Genomic DNA, 18925 nt, shown 5'->3' on the forward strand with positions numbered 1-18925 from the left:
TAGGCAGACATGATCCATCCGGAACATATTGAAAAGCATTTTACCGCATCGGAAATGGTGCGTGACATTGTTATCGGCATGGCCGATGGCTTGACGGTTCCATTCGCCCTCGCGGCCGGTTTATCGGGGGCCGTGGAAGCTACGCAGATCATCATCACAGCGGGCCTCGCGGAAGTGGCCGCTGGCTCGATTGCCATGGGCTTGGGCGGCTATCTCGCGGCCAAGACAGACGCCGAGCATTACGCTTCCGAAAAGTACCGCGAAGAGCGCGAAGTGGTGGAACTGCCCGAAGTTGAAGCAGCGGAAGTGGCCGAAGTCTTTCGCGGCTATGGTCTGCCGGATGACCAGATAGAGAAAATCGTTGATTCACTTCGGAAAGATCCCGTGAAGTGGGTCGACTTCATGATGAAATTCGAACTCGGCCTGGAAGCACCTGACCCTAAACGGGCCCGAACCAGCGCTTTCACCATCGCCGTTTCTTACATCGTCGGCGGTATGGTGCCATTAACTCCCTACTTTTTCGCCGCGACGGCCCGACAAGGCCTGATGATCTCGGCCGCCGTGACTTTGCTGGCGTTATTAGTTTTTGGTTACATCAAAGGGCGGTATACTACAAGTCACCCATTCCGCTCGGCGTGGCAGACAGTGGTCGTCGGCGGACTGGCGGCCACCGCGGCCTTCACCATCGCCAAGTTGTTCGGGTAAGCCGGACGGAAAAACATCGGAAGACTTCCTATCATCGTCCACACTGGAAGTAGCCGTGGGAACGAATGCAGAATGACCCGTCGAAAAATCAAACGCTGGATTCTGATAGGTTCTTTCCTACTGCTACTCTCCCTGATTGCGGGAGTTCTCTTCCTCATTTTCAACAATGATCTCGAGAGGCTTCAGGCCCAACTCGACCTGGAAGACCCCGGCTGGCGCTTCGAACAGTTAATCGAACAGCGGAACGCCTATAAGCCAGAACCGAATAGCTTCTCTGTGATCGAAGAATTGATTCTGAAACACCCTGCCGCAATAGCGGCGCTGGTCAAAAGCCCGGATATCGAAAACCTAAGACTCTTGCCGGAAAAGCTTCCCAAGCAATTGGACGAGTGGCTCACGAAGGAACTCGCCAAAGACCCGGCCGCCGTGGAACTGGCTCGAAAACTAGTCAAGTATCCGCAGGGGAAGCATTCTCTTGAATACGATCAGAACTGGCTGAAAACCGATCTCAGTGGCCTTCAAAAATGCCGGGGAATCGCTCAGTTGCTGAGATGGGACGCCCTTCATCAGGCGCAAAATCAGAAGTGGGACACGGCCGTCCTCGACATTCGAGCCATTTTTAATGCGGGTCGTTCGGTGGAGGGTGAGCTCTCCCTGCTCGCCAATTTGATTCAGATGGCTTTGGATAATATCGCGATTCGCACCACGCAAGATATCTTGTCGCAAGGGGTATTGCCGGAAATTCTATTGCGAGATTTGCAGCGCGAGCTCGAACGGCAAACAAATCAAAATCTGGTCCTCTCCGGCTTTCGAGGAGAACGGGCCGCTTTTTTAGAGTTCACCAATCTCTTGCGGCGCGATCCGGATCAACTGATGGGCTTTAATGCTTCCATTCACCCTTTACAGCGAACTTTGATGCAAATCACCTGGAGCTCGGATCAGGCGATGGGCCTGAAAATCTGTACGGAAATGGTGAAAGCTGCGATGCTACCACCGTATGAGGCGCTCGAAAAATTCAAGGAAATCGAAAGAGACTTTCCTACGATCGTCCGTTCCTGGCGACATCCTCTGACACGAAATCTGATGGCGTCCGGACTGAGGATTTTCGAAGCCGAATGCAATCGCCGGGCGTTCGCGGGCTCATCTCTCATCGCGGTCGCTTGCGAACGTTACCGACTGGCGAAAGGCCAGTGGCCCGACCAACTCCAAGAGATCTGTCCCGAATATCTGGAAACTCTTCCCCTGGATCCTTTCAGTGGGAAACCGATGCTTTATCAAAGACTTTCCGATGGAATCGCCATTTATTCGGTGGGCAAAAATCGAATCGACGATCAGGGAGATCTCATTCGCCAGGAACTACCCGAGCCGCGCTCCTGGTCGCTGGATGCACAGGATTTTGGCGAAGCCTATCAACCTAAGGACACTGGCATTCGCTTATGGGATCCCGCGAATCGGGCCAAGAAAGCAGCAATTCTGCAGGATGTTCCGGGGGAAAAATAGGGATTTCCCGGAGTCCGCTATTGCTAAAAATATGGTCTAATCAGGTGTGGTGGAAATTGGCGATTTCTACCATGCGATTTGAACTGGACAGTTCATTCTCATCGGCAGGTGAAAGAGGCGACTCTCACCCCGAACCGTTTTTCGCTTGAGGTGAAATTGTTTCCTTGACCATTCGGGGTACAGGCACCGAAGCCCGAGCCAGTTCCCCTCAGTTCCCCGAATGGATTTCCCACACTTCGCGGAAGAAAAGTCAGAAAACCCCGAGAAATAATCAAAGGTCATCAAAATTCCATTTTCCACTATCACAAATTTGATGATCTGATGACCTTTCCTGGGAAAACCCTATATTTTCGACGCCACTTCCCACCTTCCCAAACCGTATATCAGAAATTTCCTGTAACTATTCGGGAGCCGAGCTCATCCAACAAAGCAATGAAGAAATTCCATCGCTAGCAGGTCAGGAGCAGTTGGGAATGGAAGGAATGTATTCGAGTACGCAGCCGAGTCCACCGGGGCCCTTCGATGAAAAAACCCTGCTCGCCAAGCTACGCAACGGCGATGCCGACGGCTTCGAATATCTGGTGCGTACCTGGTGCAGTCGGCTGCTGGCCGTGGCTCGCCGGATGCTGGCGAATGAAGAGGATGCCCAAGATTGCGTACAGGAAGCTTTCCTGCAGGCATTTCGCAAGATCAATGAATTCCAAGAGCGATCCGCTCTGGGAACCTGGCTGCATCGCATTCTGGTCAATGCCGCGTTAATGAAGCTACGGAGCCGGCAGCGCCAAGCGGTGGAGTTGGACGAGAATTTGTTGCCGCAGTTCGATGAGAGCGGGCACCGCGTTGGAAAATCGGCTAATCCCCGGTCCTCTGCGGAAGAGCTGGCCGTTCGTCAGGAAGTGCGGGAACAGGTGCGCGAAAAGATCGCCTTGCTTCCCGACGCCTATCGACTGGTACTGGTGCTGCGAGACATCGAAGGTTACGACACGGCCGAGGCCGCGCGAATATTGGAGATAACCGAAGTGGTTCTGAAGGTGCGATTGCATCGTGCCCGGGCCGCTTTGAAAAAACTGTTGGAGCCCCTGTGGAAGGAGGAACTGTTATGAACCCAGAAAAAATGCCTTTGCTCCTCACTTGCGAGGAGCTGGATAAATTCATCGTCGATTACGTCGATGGCAAACTCACGATCTGGGAGCGGATGAAATTCCGGCTGCATCTGACCGGCTGCGCCAAATGCCGGGCCTATCTCGAAGGCTATCAAAAATCGATTGCCATCGAAAAGAAGGTGTTCGAAGATCCCGATCGCTCGGCTACTTCCGAAGCGCCGGAAGAGCTGATCCAGGCGATTATTAAAGCCCGTCCCAAGTAATTTTCCATTTTGGAATTCCGCACGAGGAGACCTGTATGCACTACTTCTTAACGTCCCTGATCCTGGCATTGCCGCTGGTATTAATCACACCAATTTCCAACTGGCCGACATTGGCTCAAGAGGTTTCTCCGGAAGAGGAGTTTCCCCGTGCTCCCGAGTTTCGCGACGTCACCGATTGGATCAATGGCCAGGCGCTCAAAATGTCCGATCAAAAGAATAAGGTTACGATCATCGCGTTCTGGACTCACGGCTGCATCAACTGCGTCCACAATTATCCTCATCTGCGCGCCTGGCAGGAGAAGTTTAAGAATACCAAAGAGGTAACTCTCGTCGGCATACACACACCCGAATTCGATAGCGAAAAAGACGTGAAGAAAATTGCGGCCCAGGCAGACAAGCATCAGTTGAAATTTCTTATCGCCGTGGACAATTCGGGAGCCAACTGGCGCGCCTGGCAGAACCACTACTGGCCCTGCGTTTATGTAGTCGATGGACAAGGTAAAGTTCGCTACCGCTGGGAAGGCGAACTGGGTGAAGAGGGTTACAAGAAGGTCACTTCCGTGGTGGAAGCCGCTTTAAAAGAATTGCCGAAGAAGAATTAATGCGAGCGCAATTATTAGTTGGACCTCAGAAAACCTACGCGGTCCGCGTTCTTCTTCAATTATTCTCCGGAGATTCCCTGTAACCTTTTCTTCGGGCTGTAATCCAAGTAGGAGTAATGCTCGAAAACACTCTAGACGGCGAATGGTTCTCCGCTCGGGAATGAGATCGAGATGTAAAATTTTATTTGAGGAGTTTAGGATGAAAAAGACGATTCTCGCGGCCTTTGTGGTAGCTTCTTTCAGCGCCGTTTCCCTGACCGGCTGCGACGACAGCAAGACCAAGAGCACCGAAGGCAAAATGGATACGAAGATGAAAGGGAAGATGGATGACGGCAAGATGAAAGACAAAATGGACGACGGAAAGATGAAGGACAAGATGGACGATGGCAAAATGAAAGACAAAATAGACGACGGAAAGATGAAAGGCAAGATGGACGACAGCAAAATGAAAGACGGCAAGTAATCTCAGTCGACAACGACCGTCCGGGTGATGGTTTAAATCACCTCACCCAGCCCAGTCCCAAATCTTTTTTTGATTTACGTGTTCACTTCACAGTTACTGGTGATATCGATTCCCAGTTTTTCCAGCTTCGCCCGCAACGTTGGCCGAGTGATACCCAGAATGGCGGCAGACTGACTGAGATTGCCCTTGGTAAACCGAATGACTTCGGCAATCAGCTCGGTTTCCAGAAGAGCCAGCATCTCCTGATGTAGTTCGGTGCCCCCTTCCTCGAGGCGTTTTTTGATGAAGCCCCGCAACATCCCGGTCCAACTGCCGCTCTTTGTCACCCCCGATTCCGGCGTCGCCGGGCCACGGACTTCGGCGATCTCATCGGGTAGAAATTCCGGAAGTAAATTGGGCCCGACCGTTCGCAACAGCGCTTGCTTGATCACATTTTGAAGCTGCCGGATATTGCCCGGCCAGGGGTAATCCGTCAACAGCTGAATCACCTGTGGCTCGACCCCGGTGATCTTCTTCTCCAATTCAGATTCATAGCGTCGGATGAAATAATGAACCAGCAGCGGAATATCTTCGCGTCTTTCGCGCAACGGCGGCAGTCGGATCGTGCAGACATTAATGCGATAGAGAAGGTCTTCGCGAAACTTCTCGTGAGTGATCATGTCGTCGAGGTTGCGGTTGGTGGCCGTGATCAGGCGAACATCCGCACGGATGGTTTCATTACCACCCACTCGTTCGAACTGCTGATCCTGCAGCACCCGCAGAACTTTCGCCTGCGTCAGAGGCGTCATATCGCCGATTTCATCGAGAAAAATTGTACCGCCGGAACTCTGCTCAAATTTGCCAATACGTCTGCGATCCGCGCCGGTGAAGGAGCCCTTCTCGTGGCCGAAGAGTTCACTCTCCAGAAGCGTTTCCGGTATGGCCGCGCAGTTGACGGCCATAAAAGGCTTGTCGGATCGCTTGCTGTAGTGATAGATCGCTCGGGCCACCAGTTCTTTGCCGGTTCCATTCTCGCCGAGAATCAGAACCGAGACATTGGTGGAGGCAACCCGTCCGATGGTTTTGTAGACCTCCTGCATCGCGGAAGAGCGGCCAATAATCGTTTCGCCGGTAGAGTCGTATTCAATTTCCGGATCGGGCAACCGGGCAGGCACCCGCATCAAACGGCTGATCTCGCATGCCTTGTTGACGCATTCCAGAAGCTGATCGGGATCGATCGGCTTCATGATGTAGTCGAAAGCGCCCTGACGCATGGCCATGATTGCGGTTTCGGCCGTGCCGTGACCAGTCATCAGGATGATGGGTATCCGCGAATCTATAGCCTTGAACTTTTCGACCAGATCCAGCCCCGACATATCGGGAAGCCGCACATCACTAATTACCACATCGGGTCGGTCTTCATTGAAAGTGTACAGCCCTTCCGCCCCCGTCAGAGCTTCCCGGACTTCGAATTCGTCCGGCGGAAAAGCATAATGGAAGCATTTAATCACCAGTGGATCATCGTCGATGACAATAAGACGCTTCATGCGGAAATCACATATCTGCTAGGTGGGAACCGGTCGACTCTCCCTGTTAGTTTAAGACGATCGGTCCGCGTCGAGAATTTTTATTCTGATTGTTCTCCCGCCCATCTTAACAGCAATTCCCGGACAAGGTGTGCCAAATTCGAAAAAGCATTTGTCACACCGGAAATTCACTTTCCAGAGTGGTCTGACAAACTGGCCTCTCGTTTTAGAAAATCAGTCGGTTATATCGCGAAAATGTCGCGTGTCGTTTTGGGATCGCCATTACGATGAATTGGCACAAAGTCTGCATAAATAGTTTTTTGAAGATATTGGCTCTTTGAAAAATCTGGAAAAGATCGAGGAAACAATCGAAGAGCTTTCTCAAATTTAGGAGAATTCAGCCATGCGTAATCAAGTAGTTCCGAACCGCTTGTCTCAAACAGGTAACGGTATGCGTGGTGTTTCTCCCTTCACGGGTTTCCCACAACTGGCAAATCGTTATTTCTCCGATTTTGACCGGGCAATGGAACGATTTTTCAACAACCCCTGGCAGTTACAACAGGACAAGTTCGATGCGAATTGGCGCTGGGGTGTGGAAGTGGAAGACAAAGAAAACATGGTCGTAGTGCAGGCCGAAGCTCCCGGATTCGAAGCGGGTGACTTCGACATCCAGGTACACGATGGGAATCTTTCCATCAAAGCCTGCCGAAAACAGGAAACCAAGAAGGATCAGGAAACCAGTAAAACGGAATGCACGTACAGCTACAGCGCCGGACTTCCAGCTGGTATCGAGCAGGACAAGATCGAAGCGAGCTACAAGAACGGAATACTGACGATTCAGCTGCCAAAATCCCCGGCAGCGAAAGCGCTGAAAATCGCGGTTAAGAAGAGCTGACAAGAATTTCGGAGTACTTGCAGGCCAATTAGTTGTGAGATACTTCTGATTCGAGAGCGAGTGACGGATGAACGATTTCCTCCGTCACTCTTAATATATTCCTCGGAGTCGGCGCAGCGGGTTCCGGGGAGCAGTTGTTTATGGCAGAAGAGTACGGCCTCAACGAAAACCTCTTTCATCAGATTATGGAGATATGCCCCCACGCTTTCATTTTTGCGATTGAGGGGAAAATTGAATTTGTCAACTTCGAAGCCTGCCAGTTGCTCAATCGGTCTCAAACGAGCTTGTTACACCAGCCGCTTCGGGAAGTGGTTCCCTCCGAATTTCTCGCCGTCCTCAATGAGGATGAATTCCTAGCTGGGGGAGAAGGGGAAAAACGCGAGGAAATCATTCGATTCCATCCCGGAGATAAAGGAAAGGATCTCGAGGTTTACATCCGCCGACTCAAGGTCGGAGATAGGGAGGCCCGTTTGTTTGTCTTCCAGGATGTGACCGCTCGCATCGCCAGAGAAAATTCGATCCGCGAAAGCGAATCGAGAGTCACGGCGATCCTCGACACGGCAGTGGATGCCATCATCACCATCAATGACCGAGGAATTGTCGAATCCTTCAATCGGGCTGCTGAGCGGATATTCGGTTACTCGGCTAGCGAGGTGATCGGTCAGAATGTCTCGCTCCTTATGCCGGCCCCGGATCGAGAGCGACATGATGAATACATCGATCGCTATAAGCGGACCGGGGAAAAGCGAATAATCGGGATTGGTCGGGAGGTGATCGGTCGAAAGAGGGATGGAACGCTGTTTCCGATTGATCTGGCCGTGGGGGAAAGTCAAACACCTAAGCAACGCCGATTCGTCGGTATGATTCGAGATATCTCGGATCGCAAAGCAGCGGAGGCGCGCATTCGAGAGCAAGCCGATCTCCTGGATAAAGTCAGCGATGCCGTGATCGTGCTCGATCTGGAAGACCGAGTCCTTTATTGGAATCGAGGCGCTGAAAGGCTTTATAAATACCCAGCCAGTGAAGCGGTTAATCGGAAGCTCTCAGAACTGGTGGAGACGGAATCGACAAATGCTCTGATTGCGGCCCGGGAGCAGGTTCGAGAATTTGGAATCTGGGATGGGGAGTTCCGTCAAACGACAAAAGGGCAAAAAATAGTCGTCGAATCGCACTGGACGCTCATTCGAGACGATGGAGGCAAACCCATGAGCATAGTCGCCATTCATCTGGATGTCAGCGAACGCAAGGAACTGGAAGCCCGCTTCCTGAGAGCTCAACGTCTGGAAAGTATCGGGACGCTGGTTAGCGGTATCGCGCACGATTTGAATAATGTCCTGACGCCGATTTTGATGACGATCAAGCTCCTCAAAAAAGAGAAACCCGGGCTGGATCGCAGAGGATTATTGGAAACGGCGGAGTTGAGCGTGAATCGCGGTACCGCCATGATCAAGCAACTACTCACCTTTGCCGGGGGTATGGAAGGGGAGCGGACCACCGTTCAGCTCGACGAAGTGGCTTCGGAAGTGCAAACGATTCTGGAACATACGCTGCCCAAATCGGTACGTCTCGAAATCCGCTGCGCCCGCCCCATCTGGCCAGTACGCGGTGACCGGACGCAACTGGCTCAGGTAGTGATGAATCTTTGCGTCAACTCCCGGGATGCCCTGCCGGGGGGTGGTTTAATTGATATTTCCATCGAAAATCGCATCTTCAGTACGAAAACGATCAGCCAGTATCCCGGCTCAAAACCAGGAGCCTACGTAGTTCTTTCGGTGACTGATAACGGCACCGGTATCGCTCCCGAAGTTCTCGATAAGATCTTCGATCCCTTCTTTACGACCAAGGAATTTGGTAAGGGAACGGGATTGGGATTATCGACCGTCGTCGGCATTGCCAAAAATCATGGCGGTTTCGTCAACGTCTATAGCGAATTTGGCCGGGGCACGCGCATCAACTTTTTCATCCCGGCTACGCATTCGGCGGAATTGGCTCACTTACCCTTGGACGGGATCGCCGCTCAGAAAGGCAATGGGGAATGCGTGCTGGTCGTCGACGATGAACCGGCCATTCTGATGACAACGCAAGCCATTCTCGAATCGAATGGCTATATCGTTCGCACGGCGTCCGGAGGTGAAGAAGCCCTCGCGATATTCCGGAAGTATCCCAAGGAGATCCGCGTTGTAGTCATGGATATGATGATGCCGGGCATGGATGGTCCTACTACCATGCAGAAGTTGCATGAATTGGATCGCGATCTCAAATTCATCGCCACCAGCGGCCTGCGACCCACGACTCGGGCGGCCAGCATCATAAGTTCCGAAGCCAAAGCCTTCCTTCAGAAACCTTATTCCGATGAACAGCTTCTCCAGGCACTGAACGATATCCTGGCTTAAACTTTCCGCAGAGTAAATTTATTATCCACCCTGATCGCCATTCGGCGAGGCTGGCTGACTGGCCAAGCCCGTGAATTCTCGACTCTCTCAGCTTTTTTCCCCCAGCGCTCACTTGGTATAGCACTTGCATAATTGTTCGGTGTTGCCGACTTTTCAATTGAACAGAAACAATCCACTCTTCGGGTAGATCATGAAACAGATTATTGCTTCCCTTCTGGCAGTAGCCTTGGCAGCCGTTGGCCCGGTTGTCGCCTTCGGCCACTATCAGACCTCTCAGAATGAAAAGAAACAGAAGGCGGAGGAGAAAAAAAAGGTCAAAGAGTTGATGAGCCGGAAACTGGAACTCTCGCACAAACTCCTCACGGCGATGATTTTGAACGACACCCAAAGTGCAGTCAAATCAGCCAAGGATTTACTGGAGGTCAGCAAAGATCCCGCCTGGCAATCGCTCATACCCAAGGATCGTCTGGAAGAATACCAGATCTGGAGCGATTCGTTCCGCAAGAATATTCGCAAGATCGGCGAGAGTGCCAAAGAAAACAATTTGGACGGCGCCAAAATGGGCTATCTGGAGATGACTCACACCTGTTTCAACTGCCACACGTACATACGGGACTTCGTAATAACACGACTCGATAAGAACGATTCTGCGAAAACGAACCTGTTTGCGAATCGCTAGATCGAGAGATAAACCTCGAGCACTTTTAATAAGGAGACGAGTCATGGGATGGGCAGAACATCGAATAGGCGAGTTCCATCAGGGCCGGTCCTCCAATTGGATGGAACGGCGAGCTCTGGAGCATGCCAACCCGGTACATCTGATCCTGAGCGTCCTGGCCATGGCGACTTTCATTTATGGCTGCTGGATGCACGAATGGATCTTTATCGGACTGGCACTCGTTCTTTCAATTGTCGGTCACGTTTACTGCTGGACCTTTCCGGAGAAGGGTGAGATCTTACTCAGGGCTCCGACATTTGAGAGTAATCCCACTTCCGTCCGGCCGTGAGAAAGCTGGCCGGCGGTTCGGCCCGCGGACTATTGATCGGATATGACGCAAAAGAAATCGGACCTACCGAGTAAAATTTGCCCGGTGTGTCAAAAGCCGTTTACCTGGCGAAAGAAGTGGGCACGCTGTTGGGCCGAAGTGCGCTTCTGTTCCGAACGATGCCGCCGCTCAAGGCACAGTCGCTGATCATTTCTGAGAAGCATCCACATAGACATCGAGTTGCTGTCCGATATATAAAGGCACCGATTTTTCTGCCACTTTATATATCACTTGCAACACCCGCGTATCGACTCGTTCGCTACCCGAACCGGTAAGCGATTTTTTCGGAATGACATAGGGTTCGATGCGTACGAAACTCAAGGAAATTTCGGTCTGCGGATCGCCCCGCCGAAACGCTTTGGCCGGCAATCCGGGCTTGAAACGAGTCAAATCATTTTCATCCACATCCATACGGATGTGCAAGGTGGAGGTATCGCCCATAATGAACAACGCCTGAGAAGGAGGAATTCCGACGTACTCGCCGGGCCGAACATTCTTCTGAAGAATTTGACCGGAAATCGGAGCGTTGACAACGTTGCGTTCCAACTCGATTTTGGTCTGCATCAATAACGCACGCGATTGGTCCACCGCTCGTTGAGCGACGAGTTTATCGGGTTCCCAGGCTCCGGCTTCGGTCAGTTTCAAATCGGCTTCGGCTTTCTGAAGTTGCGCTTCCGACACAGCGACGGCATTCCTCTTGGTAATTAATTCTTCCTCGCCGATAGCCCCTGTTTTCGCCAACCTCTGCGCCCGATTGTACAGGTCCCGGGCATTATCGAGATTTGCCTGAGCCTCGAAATACTTGGCTTTCAATGGAGGAATCTCTTCCGCACGCGGCTGATCTCGAAGACGTTTGAGTTGCGCCTCCGCGGCGCTGAGATTTGCCGATCGAACGGCGTATTCCGCATTCAATTGGCGATCGTCCAAGCGCAGCAGGCGGTCACCTGCCCGAACCTGATCCCCAACGTTGACAAAAACTTCGGCAACGACCCCTGGCAAATGCGATCCGATTGAAATATTTTCCGAGCGCGGCTCTACAATCCCCGAACCGGCAATGCTCGAGCTAAAGGGATTCTTCGAGGGTTCGACGATGGGATTCAGCTTAGGTGGCGTCTGCTGCGATTTAGCTACATGCGCGGCGGCCAATCCCAGCAGGCCGATGGCAATCAACGGTAGCAAATATTTATGAAACACGTACCAGCTCCCAGGAATCGGAATTTCATGCACTCAGCGTTGCGACAGAGGCGCCATCGACTATTCTTTCGATCAAGCCATCGGCCATTTCCAGGATCCGATCGCCGAATTTATAGACTCGATTATCGTGTGTGACGATTATCACCGCGCGATCGGGTTTACAAGCGACCTCTTTCAAAAGTTCCATCACGGTCTGCCCCGATTTTCCATCGAGCGCCGCGGTCGGCTCGTCGCAGACCAGTAGCCGGGGCTCATGCACCAGGGCCCGCGCAATCGCCACCCGCTGCTGCTGCCCACCGGAGAGCTGTGCTGGCAGCGATCGAATCTTATCGCTCAACCCAACCTTCCGGAGCATCTCCGCCGCTCGATCCACTGCTTTGGTCCGCGACCAACCGGCGATAATCAGTGGTACCGCCGCATTCTCCGCGGCCGTTAATGCCGGCATCAGGTTATACTGCTGAAAGACAAAGCCGATGTTTTTGCTGCGAAAGGCGGTTTTGCGACCCCCTCGAAGTTTGGAGATGCATTCGCTGAGTACCCAGACTTCTCCTTCAGTCGGATCAAGAAGCCCGGCGATTAAAGAGATTAAAGTCGTTTTACCGCAGCCCGAGGGGCCAACCAGAAGCGTCATTTCTCCAAAGCGAACGTTCGTATCAATACCGCGCAGAACCTGTACGCGCGTATCTCCCTCGCCGAAGAATTTCTCAACACGTACGCAGCGGACAGCGGATTCCATCGACCACGCCTCGGGTTAGCGAAAGACCACTGCTGGTTCGAGAAAGAGAACTTTGCGAATACTGAGCAGACTGGCCAGTACGACGATGACTGTCACCGCCCCGGCAGCGATCAGCATGATCTCCCAGTACATATGGAAGCCTTTCAAGGCAGGCACTCCACCAGTGCCCTCGAAAAAAATGGCGGCTAAACCCATTCCCAATCCGTAACCAATACAGCCAACGGTAAAGCCTTGAGTCAGGATCATGCCAATAATTCGCAGATTGGAGAGTCCCATCGCCTTCAAGGCTCCGAACTGCTTGAGATTTTCGAGAGTGAAGAGGTAAAATGTCTGCCCGGCAATTGCGACCCCCACTACGAATCCCAGCATCACCGTGATGCCGAAGTTCACCGGAATACCCGTTGAAGAGAGATAGAATTGAATCGTCTCCCAACAGAAAGCCTCCTGGGTTACCGCTTTCAATCGCGTCTGTTGTTGAATCCTCTGGCACAGATCATTGTGATTCACCCCCTCCTGAGCTTTAACCACCAGGAAGGTCAATAGCCGTCGTTCGGGAGGTGCGAAATTCAGAGCGTTCGAGTAACGGGTATAAAAGATAGCGTTGGAAAGAAATGGAGGATTTGCTTCACAAATGCCGACGACTACCGCCCGACAGTCATTCATCTCCAGCACTTGCCCCAACCGAAAGGGCTGACCCGGCCAGAGGTAGTTATAACCGATGGTATCCACGATCACAGCATCGGGCTTTTTGAGATCGGCAATATCTCCCATTACCAAGGTTCGGGGCAAACCGATTAAGCTGTTGTCATCAACTCCGATCAGGATCACCTGTCGGAAGTCGCCTTTAACCCCCTGCTCGTTGCCCTGAGCCAACCTGGCACGAATGCTTCCTTTGAACAGTCGTACAGCCCATTCCACCCCGGCCACACTGCGAACTCGATCCACATCGGTATCCGCCAGAGGCAATGCTTCATCGATGTAACGGGTATTGGGATCCATCACCCAGATATCGGCCTCGCGGACATCGCGAATCACACTGGTGGTACGCGCCATCAGACTGATGAAAATGGAGATTTGGTGTGCCATCAAAAGAGAGGCGAAAGTCACTCCGAAAATAATCCCCAAGTACTTGGCCCGATCTCCCGTGAGCATTTTGAGTGCAAGCCAAATCATCAATTAGCTCCGGGTATGACCCCAGTTTACAGAGCCGATCAATTTAACGTCCGCGGGACTGATTGAAGTACTCAGTTTCTCCGCACCCTACTCCGACAGTGCGTCATCGTGATGTAAGGTGTAATCCACGTCAAGTGCAGCCTGATCAGGAGTTCGATTTCTAATCGGGATTACTACACGCGAAGGATAACTGCTCTAAGAGAAACTTAAAAGAACTGAAATGTCCCCATTCACCATAGTTAGCAAGGGTGGGGACGCCGCTGTCAAGTGTCCGGACAACTTTCATCAAAATTTCAGACTCAATGGATTCGAATTATTGAATGGATTGCAGGAAGTGGCAATCAGGCAGCGAACTTCGATTCCTCATCATCCTCCAGACGGTCGCTTCGCCGCTTACGATATCGGCTCAGTCGGCCCTGGCCGTTCTCTTCGATATGGAACAAGGGCAGGCCTATCCCCCAAATGATTGCCGCAAATCTCAAACCTCCGACCGTTACTATGCCCAATCCGGAAGCAATGTGACTATCCATTCCTGCGGCTTGCAAGCCCAGATAAAGCGTCGCTCCCACCAGGGCCGCCGTGGCGTAAAGTCGGCCACCACGCATAACCAGGGGAATTTCGTTGGTCATCACATCGCGGATAATACCGCCGGCACACCCAGTGACCACTCCCATCATGGCGGCAAGAATTCCGCCATGACCAGCCTGTTCGGTGATCTGCACTCCGACGATGGTGAACACGGCCAGACTCAGGCCGTCGCCGGTCAGAAGCAATTTTTGCGGGGGAGGCCAGATCCGAACGTAGATCAAAGTCAAAAGAGCGGACAAAATGATCACGTAAAGGAAGATGGGATTTTCCACCCAGAAGATTGGATGGCGATTGAGTAAAAGGTCCCGGATGGTTCCGCCGCCCACCGAGGTGACGATCGCGATAACCATCACGCCCATGAGATCGAGATTTTTGCGACCGGCAATTAAAACGCTACTTATGGCCGCGATTGATACACCGCTGATCTCCATAATTCTCAGAATCGTCATCGCCAGTCTCAATATGCGCAGTTTTTTTGAGGTCGCTATCAGGGAGGACAAGTCCACCCGTCGGGGGTTCGCGAGAAATTCCCTGATTGGCCCTTATGAGGGCGCCAGCCATTTCTGTCAAGTCCGTTCGAGAGGCAACGGATACGGAATTTCTCTCTACTCCGGTTTTGAGGGCGCGGGAAGCGAAGACGAAAGTCCGGCCAACTCGGTCAAGAGGGTCGGATTTCCCGTGAAAGGCTTCTTACCGGTCTGAGCCCAAATGATGATTCCCTGGGAATTAATCACGTAGGTGCCATGAATTTCCCATTCTTTGCGGCCCTCACCGGCCGGGGCATAAACGCCGAATTTCTGGGCGATCAAATGATCCGGATCGGTTAGGACGGGAAATTTAAATCGGCCGTATTCCGCATAGCGTTCCTGCGTCAACTGGATCGGATCGGAACTCACGGCCAGAACTTCCGCACCGGTTTCACGAAAGTAATTGTAATCTTCATTGAGACCAAATAATTGACTGACGCAATGGTCGCACCAATAGCCCAGGTAAAACACCAATACTACAGGTCCTTTTTTCAACTTCTCGCTCAATCGAACATCATTGCCGTCAGCATCCTTTAAGGTGAAATCGGGGGCCGGCTTACCCAGCAGCGGGTGAGCTTGCGTGGCGACCAGCTTCTCTCGATTGGATTCGATCAACTGGGTAAGGGTGCCGCTCAAAGGCATCGGCTTCGTTTCGCGAAGATCCATCTGCGCCATCTCGGCGAGGTTCTCCTTACCGATGCGCGTGAACCACATCACACAACCCATTGCCACCAAACCCAAGATGATCCAACAGACCGCCTGGGGAGAGGAACTCCGACAAGGAGCGCAATAGTCCGGATCTTCAGATGTTCTCATGATGTAGGCCTCGCACAGGCGCGACTATCTTTCTGGTATTGCCACCAAACGGCTATCAAAGGCAGGAACACCACAATACAGATCGCTCCGATCTCGGTAGCACTCAATTGCGATATCGAATGGTGGTGTTCTGCGGATTTTGGCTTGCAACAGGGACCGGGAGTGAGGGGTGCAATCAGCGGCACGACACTTTTACCCTCATCGATGAACTGAACCAGGATCGGCGGTACGGGTTCGCCGCCATGGTTGAACTCGACTCGACAATCCAAAGTGTTCGGTTTGGGACATTCCACCCGGCCGTTTTCGTCTGTCTCGCCCTCGGCCCATAATTGTCCATTGGGCAGAAAGATCTTCAACTTGCAAGGCAACGGGCTGCGATCTTCTTTAATGATGCGAATGCTGAGAAAACCGTTCTCCAGAGTGAATGTGGCTTCCGGACCTTCGGCGCGTGCGGAGAAAGGGGCGAATAAAAAAAGAACAACAGCAGCAATTATTCTCGACCGCATTTCCGCGCATCCTAAAGAGATTTCCTTTCTTTAGTATACGCAAATGGAGCTGGCTCCGAGAAAGCGAAAGAGTTCTGGACGCAAATTTTTATGAGAGCATCAACGGCAAAGACGGTTCGTTATTGAGGAAGGACGTAATTGAAGCCTGTGGACGAGCCCGACTGACCAGTACATCCTCTCGCCCAGTCTGTTCTGTCTGAGTCGAAGCGAACAAGGGCGTTACAGTTGCGATAGTCGCTGGAACGGATGCGATCTGAACGCTGTTACCCGAGGCATTGAAATAGTTCACCGAACCATCGTTGGTCGTCGCTACGATCTTGGCGGTCCCGGTTGAGGTATTAGTGGTGACATTGACACCGGTTGAATTGCTGCCGAATGCCATGAAACTAAGCGTCAGGACCGGACTACCGCTGATGATCGAAAATGCTTCGATGTGACTGGCCCCCAAAGCAGAGCCGGTGATGATGGAAGCCTTGCCATTACCACTGATATTCCCTGCCGCGACGCTGACGCCACCTATGTAACCAGCGGCATAAGCGTAGAAGCTTACCTGGGGATTGGGGTTGGTGGAGTTGGAGACATCGAACACCTTCACGTGTCCCTGCGTTCCAAATCCCGAACCGGTAATGATTTCGTCGTAGCCACTACCCATCACATCCCCGGCAGCGACGGAAATGGCCCCATTGTAGCCGGGGTAGGTCAGGAAACTGCGCAGCAAAGTCCCATTGTTTCCATCGAAAACCTGGACGTGTCCACCCCCTCCCAAACCGGCTCCAACAATAATTTCCTGAGTGCCATTACCCAGTACGTTCCCGAGTGCCACACTCACTCCTCCCAGGAACGAGGGATCGAAAGCGTAAAAGGAGAATTTCAGACTGCCCGTCGAGGGGTCGAATACCTGAATCAGAGGGGGACTGCCGTAAGCTCCGGCGGAAATTTGTAGCACCGAAGACCCGTAGTAATAATCAGAGGTTTGACCGCTGGTGCCGTTTCGATTTTGGTCCAGACCATTCCCGGCCAGATCCTTCGCGGCATTATTGATCACCAGGTTGTAGCGTCCGCCTACAGTTCCGTTGGCGAAATGAATGTCGAATTGCGTGTTATTCGAACCGGCCACCGCCGTGATCGAAGTAATCGGTACGGTACTGCCGTTGGGCGAGGTAATACTGACTGCATTCTGCAAGGAAGCGATGTTGATCGCCGAACTGAAAGTTACCCGTACGTTGTTCAAATTGGTGACCGCACTCCCCGAGAAAACCGACGACGTGACATAAGGGCCACTGACGGTGGGGCTGGAGGTTACCGGTGCAGAACTGGACATACTGGCCGCGACCGCCTTAGCGAGATCGAGTTTGCCACCGGTTTTCACTTTTCCTTGAAGGCCGGCAACAGGATCGACGTTCTGCTCAATGTCTGCAATGACTTGCTGGTAAGTCCAGTTGGGATGCAGACTATAGATGAGCGCCACGGCGCCGGTCACAAACGGTGCCGCCATGGAAGTGCCCGAGTAGTAGGCATAGCCGCCATTGAGCGTGGTACTCAAAATGCTGACGCCGGGAGCGGCCAGATCCACAGTATTCGGACCGTAATTCGAAAAACTGGCCAGGTTATTATTGGAGTCGATGGCCGCGACTGTAATGACGTTGCTGTAGCTATAACTGGCGGGATAGTCGGGATTGGTGTCGATATTCGTACCACTGTTTCCGGCGGCAGTGACGATGATCACACCATGATTTTGAGCATTTTGTATGGCGGCTGCCATTCCGGGGTCGTAAGCTCCGCCGGAGAAGCTCATGTTCACGACTTTGGCGCCATTGGCCACGGCGTAGTTCAGAGCACGAATCGCGTTACTCATCTGACCGTTGCCCGAAGAATCGAGAAACTTCAGAGCCATGATCTTAACGTTCCAATCGACTCCGGCGACACCGATGCCATTGTTTCCCACGGCTCCGATAATCCCGGCCACGACGGTACCATGCCCGTTGTCGTCCATCGGGTTGGCGGTGTTATTCAAAAAATTGTAGCCCAGGCCCGACCAGATGTTACCGGCCAAGTCGGGGGCGTTGTAGTCGACGCCGGAATCAATGGTCGCCACCAGGACACTTTGAGCGCCTGTGGTTATCGACCAGGCACCCGCCGCGTTGATATTCTGCAAAGCCCACTGGCTGCTGGAGTAGGGATCGTTGGTGATGCTGGCGGCCGCCATGGTCACGGTATAGTCGGGTTGGGCAAACGTAACATTCGAATCGGCCCAGTAATAGGCCAGAGCCTGCTCGACGTTGAAGCTACTCTTGAGATCGATTCGATATTCGCCGTTGCCGAGATCGACGGCATCTTGGGCGGGAGTTCCAAAAGTAGCCGGGGAATTCGTCCAACCCACGATGATCGAATGGGGATCATAAGGAGCTGAATTGATCAGCGAGATGGGTGTGGCTGCGCTTAAAAGATCGCGTGCTTCAAGAGCTTCCACCCCCAGAGGACGGGTGGTCTGTGGGATTCGCATGGTGCCTTCTCAGGGTGATAATCTGCATAAACTTTGACGGTCGGCTAAACTTAACCGGTGGTTGCTAAAGTGCTTTGCGCCGGGGTTCTGCCATCTGCACGCTCCATGCTAGTTTGAAACGTTTTAGCCGTCAAAAGGAAAGAACCGGTAGTGCCGTCCGGGATAAGTCTCTGGTGGTCGGACAATCCGCAGAAACGCCAAGGTCGAACTGTTCCTAAAAGAATGTTGCGGTTTGGTTTAAAGAAATGAATTAAGCGAGTTCGCACACACTAAAGCAAGGACATCGGAAAGGATGTGCGATTCCCAGAGTATTCCGCAGGGATAAGTTACGATTTAGCTACGCAACGCCGTATTTGGAAAAAGGGTTGAGAATTTATGTCGGCGGGTTGGAAAATGCTGGAAATAAA

19 protein-coding genes are annotated in these 18925 nt (G+C 52.4%); 11 read left to right on the plus strand and 8 right to left on the minus strand.

The window, feature by feature from the left end; genetic code table 11:
* The first annotated feature begins 9 nt into the window (after positions 1 to 9).
* The 6 genes from KIH39_RS16115 to KIH39_RS16140 all read left to right on the plus strand — a co-directional run bounded on the left by KIH39_RS16115 (position 10) and on the right by KIH39_RS16140 (position 4636).
* Positions 10 to 705, plus strand: coding sequence for a VIT1/CCC1 transporter family protein (locus KIH39_RS16115; protein WP_213494245.1), 696 nt, complete (start codon positions 10 to 12; stop codon positions 703 to 705).
* Between the two features lie 72 nt (positions 706 to 777).
* Entirely contained in the window at positions 778 to 2205 is a 1428-nt protein-coding gene (locus tag KIH39_RS16120) for a hypothetical protein (protein WP_213494246.1), read from the plus strand.
* Positions 2206 to 2687: 482 nt separating this feature from the next.
* Positions 2688 to 3308 (plus strand): sigma-70 family RNA polymerase sigma factor, encoded by a 621-nt coding sequence (locus KIH39_RS16125; protein WP_213494247.1) that lies wholly within the window; start codon positions 2688 to 2690, stop codon positions 3306 to 3308.
* Positions 3305 to 3571 carry an anti-sigma factor family protein gene (locus KIH39_RS16130; RefSeq protein WP_213494248.1) on the plus strand — a complete coding sequence of 89 codons (267 nt, stop codon included), beginning with the start codon at positions 3305 to 3307 and terminating at the stop codon, positions 3569 to 3571. The genes KIH39_RS16125 and KIH39_RS16130 overlap by 4 nt, the downstream gene beginning before the upstream one ends.
* Positions 3572 to 3606: 35 nt before the next feature.
* A complete protein-coding gene (locus tag KIH39_RS16135; protein ID WP_213494249.1) occupies positions 3607 to 4173 on the plus strand; it encodes a redoxin domain-containing protein in 567 nt (188 codons plus the stop codon).
* 199 nt (positions 4174 to 4372) lie between these two features.
* Positions 4373 to 4636, plus strand: coding sequence for a hypothetical protein (locus KIH39_RS16140; RefSeq protein ID WP_213494250.1), 264 nt, complete (start codon positions 4373 to 4375; stop codon positions 4634 to 4636).
* 74 nt (positions 4637 to 4710) lie between these two features.
* Here the strand turns inward: KIH39_RS16140 and KIH39_RS16145 are convergent, their stop codons facing one another.
* The gene (locus KIH39_RS16145) at positions 4711 to 6162 is read right to left on the minus strand and encodes a sigma-54-dependent transcriptional regulator (protein ID WP_213494251.1); all 1452 of its coding nucleotides are present in this window, start codon (positions 6160 to 6162) and stop codon (positions 4711 to 4713) included.
* A gap of 382 nt (positions 6163 to 6544) precedes the next feature.
* Between KIH39_RS16145 and KIH39_RS16150 the strand changes: the two genes are divergently transcribed.
* The 5 genes from KIH39_RS16150 to KIH39_RS16170 all read left to right on the plus strand — a co-directional run bounded on the left by KIH39_RS16150 (position 6545) and on the right by KIH39_RS16170 (position 10622).
* Entirely contained in the window at positions 6545 to 7036 is a 492-nt protein-coding gene (locus tag KIH39_RS16150) for an Hsp20/alpha crystallin family protein (protein ID WP_213494252.1), read from the plus strand.
* A gap of 140 nt (positions 7037 to 7176) precedes the next feature.
* On the plus strand, positions 7177 to 9429 hold the full coding sequence (locus KIH39_RS16155; protein ID WP_213494253.1) for a hybrid sensor histidine kinase/response regulator: 2253 nt from the start codon (positions 7177 to 7179) through the stop codon (positions 9427 to 9429).
* A gap of 190 nt (positions 9430 to 9619) precedes the next feature.
* Positions 9620 to 10108 carry a hypothetical protein gene (locus KIH39_RS16160; RefSeq protein ID WP_213494254.1) on the plus strand — a complete coding sequence of 163 codons (489 nt, stop codon included), beginning with the start codon at positions 9620 to 9622 and terminating at the stop codon, positions 10106 to 10108.
* A gap of 43 nt (positions 10109 to 10151) precedes the next feature.
* Complete coding sequence (locus KIH39_RS16165) at positions 10152 to 10436, plus strand: hypothetical protein (RefSeq protein ID WP_213494255.1); 285 nt, start codon at positions 10152 to 10154, stop codon at positions 10434 to 10436.
* Between the two features lie 42 nt (positions 10437 to 10478).
* Positions 10479 to 10622 (plus strand): DUF2256 domain-containing protein, encoded by a 144-nt coding sequence (locus KIH39_RS16170; RefSeq protein ID WP_213494256.1) that lies wholly within the window; start codon positions 10479 to 10481, stop codon positions 10620 to 10622.
* Here KIH39_RS16170 and KIH39_RS16175 read toward each other — a convergent pair whose 3' ends face one another.
* From KIH39_RS16175 to KIH39_RS16205, 7 genes are all read right to left on the minus strand, one after another.
* Positions 10623 to 11669, minus strand: coding sequence for an HlyD family secretion protein (locus KIH39_RS16175; RefSeq protein ID WP_213494257.1), 1047 nt, complete (start codon positions 11667 to 11669; stop codon positions 10623 to 10625).
* 25 nt (positions 11670 to 11694) lie between these two features.
* A complete protein-coding gene (locus KIH39_RS16180; protein WP_213494258.1) occupies positions 11695 to 12405 on the minus strand; it encodes an ABC transporter ATP-binding protein in 711 nt (236 codons plus the stop codon).
* Between the two features lie 15 nt (positions 12406 to 12420).
* Complete coding sequence (locus KIH39_RS16185; RefSeq protein ID WP_213494259.1) at positions 12421 to 13578, minus strand: ABC transporter permease; 1158 nt, start codon at positions 13576 to 13578, stop codon at positions 12421 to 12423.
* 341 nt (positions 13579 to 13919) lie between these two features.
* Positions 13920 to 14615, minus strand: a complete 696-nt coding sequence (locus KIH39_RS16190) for a trimeric intracellular cation channel family protein (protein WP_213494260.1) — start codon at positions 14613 to 14615, stop codon at positions 13920 to 13922.
* Positions 14616 to 14771: 156 nt separating this feature from the next.
* Positions 14772 to 15509 (minus strand): peroxiredoxin family protein, encoded by a 738-nt coding sequence (locus KIH39_RS16195; RefSeq protein ID WP_213494261.1) that lies wholly within the window; start codon positions 15507 to 15509, stop codon positions 14772 to 14774.
* On the minus strand, positions 15506 to 16015 hold the full coding sequence (locus tag KIH39_RS16200) for a hypothetical protein (protein WP_213494262.1): 510 nt from the start codon (positions 16013 to 16015) through the stop codon (positions 15506 to 15508). Before KIH39_RS16200 ends, KIH39_RS16195 begins: the two co-directional genes overlap by 4 nt.
* A gap of 88 nt (positions 16016 to 16103) precedes the next feature.
* Positions 16104 to 18518: a S8 family serine peptidase gene (locus KIH39_RS16205; protein ID WP_213494263.1), complete on the minus strand. Its 2415-nt coding sequence runs from the start codon at positions 18516 to 18518 to the stop codon at positions 16104 to 16106.
* Positions 18519 to 18925 lie beyond the last annotated feature (407 nt).

The organism is Telmatocola sphagniphila (genome assembly GCF_018398935.1).
GTDB lineage: Bacteria > Planctomycetota > Planctomycetia > Gemmatales > Gemmataceae > Telmatocola > Telmatocola sphagniphila.